The organism is Thermogemmatispora sp. (assembly GCF_019683755.1).
In the GTDB taxonomy this organism is placed as follows: Bacteria; Chloroflexota; Ktedonobacteria; order Ktedonobacterales; family Ktedonobacteraceae; genus Thermogemmatispora.
Genome location: NZ_JADGHT010000156.1, coordinates 1 through 10,484, shown reverse-complemented (window position 1 = coordinate 10,484; position 10,484 = coordinate 1). Strand labels below are relative to the sequence as shown.

Annotated in this window: 10 protein-coding genes; 9 read left to right on the top strand and 1 reads right to left on the bottom strand. The window is 58.9% G+C overall.

What is annotated here, in order from left to right; translation table 11 throughout:
• Positions 1-432: 432 nt before the first annotated feature.
• Positions 433-1,920 carry a hypothetical protein gene (locus IRZ24_RS11460; RefSeq protein WP_297164153.1) on the bottom strand — a complete coding sequence of 496 codons (1,488 nt, stop codon included), beginning with the start codon at positions 1,918-1,920 and terminating at the stop codon, positions 433-435.
• Between the two features lie 654 nt (positions 1,921-2,574).
• Between IRZ24_RS11460 and IRZ24_RS11455 the strand changes: the two genes are divergently transcribed.
• The 9 genes from IRZ24_RS11455 to IRZ24_RS11415 all read left to right on the top strand — a co-directional run.
• Positions 2,575-3,075 carry a hypothetical protein gene (locus IRZ24_RS11455; protein ID WP_297164151.1) on the top strand — a complete coding sequence of 167 codons (501 nt, stop codon included), beginning with the start codon at positions 2,575-2,577 and terminating at the stop codon, positions 3,073-3,075.
• A complete protein-coding gene (locus IRZ24_RS11450) occupies positions 3,065-5,227 on the top strand; it encodes a hypothetical protein (RefSeq protein ID WP_297164148.1) in 2,163 nt (720 codons plus the stop codon). Before IRZ24_RS11455 ends, IRZ24_RS11450 begins: the two co-directional genes overlap by 11 nt.
• Before the next feature lie 20 nt (positions 5,228-5,247).
• A complete protein-coding gene (locus tag IRZ24_RS11445; protein WP_297164145.1) occupies positions 5,248-6,303 on the top strand; it encodes a hypothetical protein in 1,056 nt (351 codons plus the stop codon).
• Between the two features lie 75 nt (positions 6,304-6,378).
• Positions 6,379-6,669 carry a hypothetical protein gene (locus IRZ24_RS11440; RefSeq protein ID WP_297164142.1) on the top strand — a complete coding sequence of 97 codons (291 nt, stop codon included), beginning with the start codon at positions 6,379-6,381 and terminating at the stop codon, positions 6,667-6,669.
• A gap of 42 nt (positions 6,670-6,711) precedes the next feature.
• A complete protein-coding gene (locus IRZ24_RS11435; RefSeq protein ID WP_297164139.1) occupies positions 6,712-7,308 on the top strand; it encodes a hypothetical protein in 597 nt (198 codons plus the stop codon).
• A 133-nt stretch (positions 7,309-7,441) separates the two neighbouring features.
• Positions 7,442-8,575 (top strand): hypothetical protein, encoded by a 1,134-nt coding sequence (locus tag IRZ24_RS11430; protein WP_297164137.1) that lies wholly within the window; start codon positions 7,442-7,444, stop codon positions 8,573-8,575.
• 57 nt (positions 8,576-8,632) lie between these two features.
• Positions 8,633-9,010 (top strand): hypothetical protein, encoded by a 378-nt coding sequence (locus IRZ24_RS11425; protein ID WP_297164134.1) that lies wholly within the window; start codon positions 8,633-8,635, stop codon positions 9,008-9,010.
• 5 nt (positions 9,011-9,015) lie between these two features.
• On the top strand, positions 9,016-9,456 hold the full coding sequence (locus IRZ24_RS11420; RefSeq protein ID WP_297164131.1) for a hypothetical protein: 441 nt from the start codon (positions 9,016-9,018) through the stop codon (positions 9,454-9,456).
• 140 nt (positions 9,457-9,596) lie between these two features.
• Positions 9,597-10,484: IPT/TIG domain-containing protein (locus IRZ24_RS11415; protein WP_297164128.1), on the top strand; the 888-nt coding region annotated here is incomplete at its 3' end.

Here is a 10,484-nt window from a genome sequence, read left to right as displayed (position 1 = left end):
TATCTGAGCAGGCCGGGCGAACCCGGTCAGCCTGCAGGACGTTTCAATGCAAGTGTCAAAGATCCGGCCTCCAGGAGGAATCACAGAATAATACGCTATTCTCATGAAATTTATAATAGTTAGAGAATAATTCCATTTTCCACTCGTTCACTCCGATCTATTGAAGAGATCGAGGTTCTCATGATGGCGTGCGAGAGGATGACCCTGATGGCGAGCATGAAGGGACAAGCCCCGACGGCTGGCACACGAGGGGATACCATGAGTCGATGAGCTGGAGAGCGTGGGTGACAAGGCCCGCTGCAGGTGGCTATGGCCAGGCAGAGGCCGCCGCCTAGGGAGAGGGTGAGACATGGCTAGCGCCTCTTTTTGATTGGTAGCTTCACAGCCATTGAGAGGAGAGCGCAAAGGAGGTCTGACGACAGATGGGAGGCTTCACGGCTTAGGCTGGTCGCTCTGCTGGCTGATGCGCTTTCGCTCCTCATGAACATCGATTTCCTCACCGGCGAACTGGAAGATGAGGCGCATAGCCGTTTCGTCGCTGATCCACCCCTGGCCTTTCGCGGCACTGAGGGCCGAGACCAGCATCTGCACGGCGCTGGCCAGGGTCGCATGATTGGTCACCTCAATTTCGGGAAAGATGATGTCATAGTGCCTGTCAACCTCTGGGGACAACCTGCCGGCACGGCAGGCCTCTTGGAGGACGCGGTCGAGAATGCTGCGCAGCATGGCACGCATGACGTATTGCCGGCGCTGGAATTTGAGCAGGGTTGGCAGGCCCATTTCAGCAGCGGTGGCCCGATTGCCGTAGCTGCCGTCAGCCAGATAATGCTCCGGCAGTTGAGCGCCAACGGCGATCATCAGCTTGATGGCTCGCCCATCTTCAGCAGCCTCGCCGGCGTTGATCTCGGGCTTGATAGCTGACCAGGTCTCGGCCTCGTTATGGATGATCACGCTACCCGGCTCCGGCGGATAACTATATTCCATCTTCTTGCGCTCAATGGTCTTGCGATCAGCTCCCTGCAGGCGTACATCCCACAAGAAGGCTCCCTTGTACTTGTTGATGCGCACACGGTCGGTCAGCCAGTCCTTGTAACGACGCAGCCAGGGTAGCAGGGTAGCTAGATCGCTTTTGCCGCGCTTGGCGCTGGAGACCTTATTAATGGCGAACTGGATCACTTCCTCACCGGCCTTGAACCATTGCCCGTCAAGAGAGGCCGCTGATGGGTCCGCTGCGGTCTCGGCGGAAGGAGAGGGAAAGGGCGTTTGGCTGAACTCGTCGAACAGGCAAAGCGCCGGCCCAATGGGACGCCGATGAAAGCGCAGAGGCTTTTCGATGTCTTCAGGGTCAGTCTCGATCTGATCAATCAGCGAGGGATCTATCTGACGAATGGTGACCCGTCCATCGTAAGGATTAACAAAGAAACGGATGAATTGTTCCCCGTACAGAGCCAGTTCCGTGCACAAGGAGTAGACCCGCGTCTCCATGTGGTTCTCAGGATCATACCAGAAGTCAAGCAGGACAGATTGGACCCGCGGATCACGTGCGGCGATTGTGACGCCTTTGCCCATGACGAAGCTGGTGGTGATTTCGATGATGGCAAAGGCCAGAGGATTGGCGTTGTAGGCTTCGTAACATTGGTTGTGCAACTCGAGGTAGGTGGTGGGCAAGGGGTCCTTTTGATACCAGTTGTCGGAAAGGCGCCGCCAGAAGTAGTCTTCTTCTCCCCCCATGGCCCAACGCCCCCAGTACCAGTCTTCTTGCACAGGGCCAGCGGCGAAGGCAGTCGGACTAACTTGCTCACTGATGTGGTCAAGGGACGGCGCTTCACTAGCAGCAGCCTCGGGACGAGGGCCGACCAGAGCTGGTGCTAAACGGTGACGATGGGAAAGCCAGCTAAGGAAGGGAAATGATAAGGGCATGCAAGCCTCCACTTGAGAAGATGTAGCAGAAGAGGCAGTCACGGTTTGGATAGCGGCAGTGACCGCTCAGGTGACCAGGGTCGCAGGGCCACGCATAAGCTGTGAGCGGAGCGAACGACCAAGCAAGATGCGGCACGGCCAGGGGACGCAAGCCCCGCGGTCTCCCAAGCCGTGCGCGATAGGCGAGGATGTGGCAGATGGCAAACTGCCAGCTAAGCCAAGTATAGGCTATGGCAAGCAACCTGTCAAGGAGGAGACTTGAGCGGCACTTATTCTAGCTTAGCAGGCGGAGGGCAAGTAAGTCGCTAGCGCAGCCAAAACTTGACTTCTAACCAGGCCTCTGCTATACTTGTCAAGCGGTAAGCTCTTCTTGCTTGCCGCCGCACGATGCAACCACGAAACGGCCTCCGGCGTGCCCCCTCACGTTCCGGCAAGGCAGCGGTGAGTGTGCCCTCTTGCGCCCACCTATGATCTGTCCTTTCTTGCAAAATGTGCCTGCACAGCGGCACTCACCCTATCTTCGCGGCTGCATCGCTGATTGCTCTTCTGCGAGCACTGGCTTGCTTGGCAATGCGGTCGCCTTCATGCCCGCTTTGCCCTACGAGCAGGCCAAGCCGTTCCGCCTACTCTCCCAATACCGTCAGGAGGTCCACCATGGCCGCTGATCAGTCCCCCGATTTTACCTTTCCCTCGCTTTCACCTGATGAGCCTGGCCTGCCCGCTCTAACCTTCCCCGACTCAGAGCAGCCAGATCCTCCCAGGCCAACCCTGTTACAGCCAGCCCCCGTCCCGCAAGAGCTATGCCCGCTAGTGCACCCTCTCCCTGAACGCCCTGACCCACCACTGGACGATCTGCTTGCGCCAATTCTTCCTTCCGGTCTGCTACGCCTTCCTCCGAACGAGCACGCCCTTGGGCAGGTCAGTGCGACCCCCATCCTCGGCGAAGTGCCCACTACGCCGGCACCCGATATCGCTGCTCTCGCCGCGAGTAGCCCCGACGCGCAGTCACTGCCATCGGGCTTGCTCTACAACGAGATACGCACTACTCAGGATAACATGACACACCGCCTGCGGCACCTCGCCCCACTGCTGCAGGCATTGCTTTCAGCAGAGAGAGGGCTTTCGCCCGAGCAGGAGGGACCCGATGTCTACTGAACGCCAACAGCCGGACCCTTCTGCAGAGCCAATCTGCTTCCCAACGGACGAGGAAGTCGGCTTAGCCGCCGCGCTGGAGCAAGGCCCTATCCGCATCAATGGCTTTATTCGCGAGGAGCAGGATTTCCGTCAGCAGGATAGCCGTCGTGACCTGCTGGTGACCGCCATCCGCGGCGGGGCCAGTCTCAATGGTTACTACTACAGCGAGGCTATCCTACAACGTCTTGCAGACCTCCTCGATAACGCGCACGCTTACGTCGATCACGCTCGCAACGATAGCGAGAGTCGGGCTCGCTCCGTGCGCGACATCGTGGGCTTCTACCGTGCCCCGCGCTACGTGCCACCCACCACCGACGAGCCTGGGCGTGTCGATGCTACTCTGCACATCCTGGAATCCGCCGATTGGCTCTGGCGCCTGATCCGCGAGGCCTGGACCCTGGGCCAACCAGATCTGATCGGCCTCTCGATTGACATCTACGGCACCTGGCAACTGCGCGAGAGCCAGGACGGCAGCCGTCCGCTGCGCGAAGTCATCAGCGTCAGCGCCCTCAACTCCTGCGATATCGTGACCCGTCCCAGTGCCGGCGGCGGCATTCGCCGCATCCTCTCCGACCGTACTCCCCCACAGGCCGCCATCCCTTGGGTAACAGCGTCAGCTACTACTCTCCAGCGAGGTTTCCACATGAGCGCTGCCAACTCTCATACGTCCCCCAACAGCCTGAATCCGATCAACGATCCTCAGAATAGCCAGCTTCCCGGCCAGCTCAACCTGTCCAGCCCAATCTGTGAGCAAGCGGAAGCTACCTCTACCCATGATCCTCTCTTGCAAGAACTTCACCTTGAACGTGCCCGCCTAACCCTAGAGCGACGCCTGCAGGAAGTTCGCCTACCCGAAGTCATCAAGCAGCACCTGCGCCACCGCTATGAAGGACGCATCTTCGAGGTCGCCGAACTGGACGAGGCCATCGCCGAACAGCGCCAGATCCTCGCCGAGCTGGTCACCGCCGGCCTCGTGCGCGACCACGGCTACGCCCGTCCCGAGATCGGCGAGCAGATTACCGAGGCCGAAAAAATCCAGGCCGCCTTTGACCGCATGTTCGACCTGGAGATCGATACCAGCCGCCTCGGCAATATCCGCGGCTTCACCAGCATCCGCGAAGCCTATGCCCGCGTTACAGGCGATCCAAGTGTCAGCGGCTTCTCTGAGCGCAGCCTGCTCGGCCAGATCCGCATCGGAGAGCATGCCCCGTTGCTGCGCATCAGCGAAGGGGACCTCACTACCGCCTCTTTCAGCTACCTGTTAGGCACTTCCATGAATAAGCGACTTCTCAAAGATTATCAGGCCTGGCCAGCAGAGTGGCAGAAATTCTGTACCATTGTACCTATTAAAGACTTTAAGCAACAGACACGCGTACGTCTTGGTGCCTTCGGCAGTCTCTCAACTGTGGCCGAAGATGCCGCCTACACCAGACTTAGCCTGACCGACACCGCCGCCACCTATGTTCCCATGAAGCGCGGCAACCTGGTCACCATCTCGCGCGAAACCATCATCAACGACGACTTGATGGCCATTCGCCAGATTCCTACCAAGCTGGCCGTTGCTGCCGCCTACACCCTGGCCGAATTCGTCTACGGCTTCCTCTCGGGCAACCCCACCATCTACGACGGCTCACCCCTTTTTACGACAGGTAACCCGCACAACAATCTAGGCAACGCCGCCCTCTCAACCGCGGCCATGCAGGCAGGGGTCACCGCTATGCGAGAACAGACCAACTTTGCCGGCAAGCGGATCGGGCTGCGCCCGCGCTACCTGGTCGTTCCTCCCGAGCTAGAATGGACCGCCATGATTGCAACACGCTCTGCTGGCATCCCCGGCTCACCGAACAACGACATCAACCCCATGATGGGCTATGTCACCCCCATCGTCTCGCCTCAGCTCACCAGCCCAACGCAGTGGTTCCTTGTAGCCGACCCACGCGAGGTCGATACTATCGAAATCGGCTTCGTGGGCGGCCAGGTTAATCCTGTGCTCTTTATCCAAGACCAGCCTCTCTATGGACTGAACTTTACTCAGGATGTCATTTCGTACAAGATACGCCATGAGTATGGCGGCGCTGTAGTTGATTACCGCGGCCTCTATCGCGGCATCTAGCTTTCAAGGAGGCAGCACACATGTCAGGCTACCTCAATGGCGACGGCTCGCTACTGATTGGCGGCTTGAACCCTGCTGGGCTGGGCCAGGCGCTCCAGGTCGACGCCCAGGGGAACCTTAAAACCACTGCTACCCTCAGTGCCGCTGCTGAGCAGAATGTGAACCTGAACCAGCTCAATGGTCTTGTCCCCCAGGCCGACGGAGCAGGGGCCAACCGCCTCGGCGTCAGCCTCTATGGCAAGAGCAGCACCCCCGGCGATACACCTGTCCTCCTCGACAGCGCCGGGCGCCAGATTGTCAGCGTCAACAGTCTGCCAGCGCTCCCGGCAGGAAGCAACCTCATCGGACAAGTCAGGCTGGCCGACGGTAGCAGCAGCAATCTGCTGGCCATCGACAGCAGCGGGCGCCTGCAACTGGTGCCTAATCAGGCCATCAATGTCGCCCAGATCGGCGGCATCGCACCAGGACTGGACAGCAGCAATGAGTTGCGCGTCTCTAACTACGGCAAGAGCAGCAGCGCCGGTGATACTCCCGTCCTACTCGACAGCGCCGGACGTACCCAGGTCAATATTGCTCAGTGGAATGGGGCCGCCCCCAGTGTCAGCAATCCCATTTTTGTGCGTCAACAGTTCAATGAATGGCTGAGCAACGGTTTGGGCTACAGCGTCACTACTGGTAAACAGACAAGCACAGCTACCGCTACCACGGGTCTCAGCCTGTTTAACCCAAGCAGCTCTGGCAAGACCCTGCTGGTTTTCTCAGCACGCGTGGCAGAGGCCGCCTCAAGCTGGCATCAGCTCAACCTGACGAGCAGTGACCCGGCCCTTGGCACTGTTCTCACACCGCTCAATCTCAAAGCTGGCGGCCCCGCCAGCATTGCCAGTGTGAGCATGAGTAACAGCAACCTCACGCCACTGGGCAACCAGCTCGATACGCTACTGCTCGTCTCTAACACTACTATCGATTTCCTCAGCAACGGTACCCTGATCATTCTACCTCCGGGCAGCGGTCTGGCCATCTACGTGGCCACAAGTAGCAATAGCTGGGCCGCCATGCTGAAATGGCTTGAAGTCTAGGGGAGTTTCGGCGCTACCTCAGCGCCGGTCACCGCAAGTGCAGCACCCCAGAGAAGAAAGGAGCAAAGGCTCACTATGATGGATCTCCTTGAATTTTCCTACGGACGCTACACTGGTGGAAGCACAGTGCCGGCGGGTAGTTACTTTAACCCGCGTACCATGTGCATTTTTCAGACGACGAGCGATGCGGTGCTCCCTCAAGATGGCATCTTTTGCCGTGTCGACCCCTCGGGCAGCCAGACTTTTGCTAACATTGCCGCGGCCCTTAACGCCTTGCTCGGTACAAGCTATACGGCGGCTAGCTTCCACACCTGCGGCGGCACCGACGCAACGCCGCAGCCTGGACAGGGCGCAAACGATGCCTAGCCGTTTCTACAGCGTTCCTGCAAGGAGGTAGACTAAATAAAGATGGGAATCACTATCAGGCGTGGCCTGATCCAGGCGTTCAACCCAAGCACCTATCAGGCTTCAGTCCTGCTCTTCGAGGCAACGTCTCACATACTGCAGGGCGTTCCAGTCGCCAATAGTCTTGATGGAAGCAGTGGCCTTACGGGAGCCTTGTGCGCTGTGCTCTTCTTCGATGAGCACAACCCTCAAGATGCCGTGGTCATCGCCACCTATGCCAACGGTCTCAGCGGTCTGCCCATGCCGCCGCCAGGTCGTCTGACTGTGCTAAGCGGTGCGTTACAGCTCAACAATGTCGTGATCAACAACGGAGCCACTACTACCTTTACGCTCACTGGAGGCAATAGCGGCATCCCGGCTGGTGCCCTGGCCGCCCTAGCCAAGATCTCCTTTACCGCCAGCGGCCAGCCGGCTCACCTGGATATCGCTCCTCATGGCGGCAACCTCGCCCAGACGGTTACCTGCGGAGACCTACTCTCTACCAGTGCGCGCTGGCAGGGTCAGGCGCTGCTTCCTCTCGATAGGAATGGGCAGATCGACATACGGGCTGTGGGCGCCACTTGCACGGTCACACTGATCACCTGCGGCTACGTTAGCTAGTCCATCTGCTCCCCACCCGTGGCAACGAGGAGGAGCCAGGCCAAGCCAGGGTGCACCCTCCCGAGCAAGGCTCCTCCTCGTCCGACGTCGCGAGACACTCATCCCCGGAACAGAAAGGGGGCTGCCTACTCAGATGAACCTCTCGGAGATTCTGAACGCTCTGCGCCTTGACCTCTCCGACCCGGCTGGTCCTAATCAGCGCTGGTCGGATAGCGATCTTTTGCGCGCAATCGATAAGGCCGTTATTCGCTACAGCGAGTATTGTCCTAACATGAGCTACTGCGATATGAATACGCGCCCCTACCAGCGGACCTATCCGTATCCCCAGCCTTGGAATCCAGGTTATCCAGTCTGGTGGATTGAACGCATCATCTACCCACTGCAGGCCTACGGCAGCGCCTTCCAGCCACCGCCGGGCGGTATGAGCGCTATCGCGGGCAGCGGCGGCTTGTTGAGCGCTGGTCTCTATCAGTATGCTGTCACCTTCCTCAGCGAGGGCGGGGAGACCACCCCTTCGCCAGTCACACGTGTCACCACGGCGAACAATGGCAGTGTTATGCTGAGCAATATTCCCCTTGGACCGACACCGTCGACTTCTAGCAGTAGTCCTTTGCACAACATCATCGGGCGCAATCTTTACCGCACCCAGGCTGGCGGGAGCACGCTGCTGCTGTTGACTACCCTGGCGGATAACAGCAGTAGCAGCTACCTGGATACCCTGGCCGATAGCGCTCTGGAAGGTCGACCACACGCCCCCAGTGTCAATACCAGCGGCATCATGCTCTGGCCTCCCCAGGAGCGCGATTTCGCTGAGTATTCTAACCTTTTCGAGAGCAGCTCCGCCCTGGCAGCGGGAGGCCAGGGCCAGCCTTTCTCACAGATACCGAGCTTCACCCTTAAGCTCTCCAGTGCAGAACTGCCACGCGATGACACACTGGTCATGCGCATCTTCTATGCTACTAAGCACCAACTCGATGCCAATGGCACCACCATTCCTGAAGTCCACCGCGATCTGATTGTCCTGGGGGCTAGCCTCTATGCAATGGAAGCCTACCAGGTGCCGACGAATGATAACTTCAGCTTCCAGGATGGGGAATTACATGACCAGCTAGACGACACCTCCATTCCCCGGGCCTGGCAGCAGGCTATCGCCGCTCGCCGGGTCCAGTTTGAGACACGCCTGCAGGAGATCCGCAATCAGCGCGACTTTGCCAGCGCGGCCCGCGTCCACTGGGGCGATATCCCAGTCCGTTGGGCACGGCTCTAGCTAGCTAGCCAGAGAGCGCCTGGCCGAACGACCTCATAGGAAGGAGCTGTACAGCCTATGCAAGAGCTGCTGAATTTAACCAATGTGCTTATTACGCTGGCGCTGATCACTGGGGCCTTCGCCGCCTACCATCACGGCTTTGCTCGCACCGCCGATGAGGTCAAGGCGCGTGTCATCAGCGTCATGCAGCATGAAATTGATGCGCTCAAGGATCGCTTGGCGACCCTGGAAAAAGAGAATTTACGCCTGAGCCAGATCATCGACACGATCCGCCTGGCCCTGCAGCAGCGTGGTCTCCACATTACCATCGATGGCGAGCTGGTCAGTATCCATGACCAGAGCGGCTACTGCAGGCAGACCAGCCGCATCATCGAGAAAGAGCGGCCTTCTCCTACGGCCCACTCCGCTGCCAGCTCCAGCAATGAGGAGGATTAGTCTCTATGCCTACCATTGGCGTCGATTGTGAAATTATCCTGGATGGGGCCGGCTACTTCGTGAAACCAGGTAGCTATCGCATGATGCAGCCGCGCATCCGTCGAGCTACCGTACGCGCCGATGGCGGCGAGGCTTACGTTGACCTGGGTCCAGGCCGCCGAACTTGGAGTATGACGATCCTCTGCCTCAATGACCTCGTTGGCTACGATGGTCACCCCACAGGCCTCAGCGGCCAGGATTATCGCAATGCTCTGCGTATAAGCTACCTCTCCTCGACTGGGCGCACGCTTCTCTTCACTGAGCCAACCGGCGGACCCCCCATTGCCGTGCACTTTGATTACTATGCTGAAAGCATTTGCGATCTGTATAGCCAGCAGGTTCCTCTCTCTAGCGGCTTATCAGGCGGCCTCAGTTATGAGGTGGCCATAGAGCTGGTCGAGGCATAGCCTTTCTGGCAAGGGCCTCTGCGTGCTTTCTTGACACATAGGGAAATGCATCCTTACACTGAATAAGGATGGATTTATACACAATCACCGCACATCATAGCGGTCAGGCTCCCGCATGCGGGAGCTATTTTCACAGCAGAATGGCGTACCCAAGAGAGACAGTCGTAGCCTTGCGCGCTACCAGTCAGCAGCTCTGTGAACAGCGCCCGGCGCGCCGAAGGCGGCGTAGACTGCGTTATCTTCGCAGCGGCCTCAAGATCGGCCTGGCTTCCTTCCTTCTAGGGCTGTTGACAGCCTGGCTGCTGGTTGCTATAAGCAGCCACAATATCGCTCAGGCCGCGAGCAGAGAGAGCGGAACGCTGAGCATTAGCCCCAGCTCGGGGCCAGCAGGAACAGTGATTACGGTTAGTGGCTCAGGCTGGACACAGCTGAGTGATGGGAGCCAGGTACTGCTTGGCTACAGCCAGCAGGATTGCTTGCTAGGCTATACGCCAGCGAACAACAGCCAGCCCGGCACGGTCCAGAGCGGCAGCTTCAGCGGCTGGCTGGTTCTGCCGGGCAACCTGGCTGCGGGCACTTATAAAATCTGTGCGCTGATCGGGGCCACTCCGACATCGGCAGGCAGCTATACCCTGCTCTCCAGCGCCTCGCCAGCTTTGAGCATCAGTCCTGCGAAAGTCACAGCGGGCCAGACGGCTACCATCATCGGCAGCAACTTTCTGCCTGGAGGCACGCTGATCACATTGGTTTTGCAAGCTGGCAATACAAGTATCAATTTAGGCAACGTCACAAGCGATAGCCAGGGGAACTTTACGCGCACCATTGTCATTCCGACCGGGCTGGTAGGCCCAGCTCAAATCAAGGCCAGCGTTGGTAGCGGCTCACCCCCTACCCTGAGCGCCAGTGTCTCCTTTACCATCAATCCAGCTCCGGCACTAGCGCCAACGGCCTCCTCAGCCACGGCAGCGGTGACAACGCCCAGCCCGACACCTGTCTCTTATAAACAACTGACGCTGCCGCCGAATTAT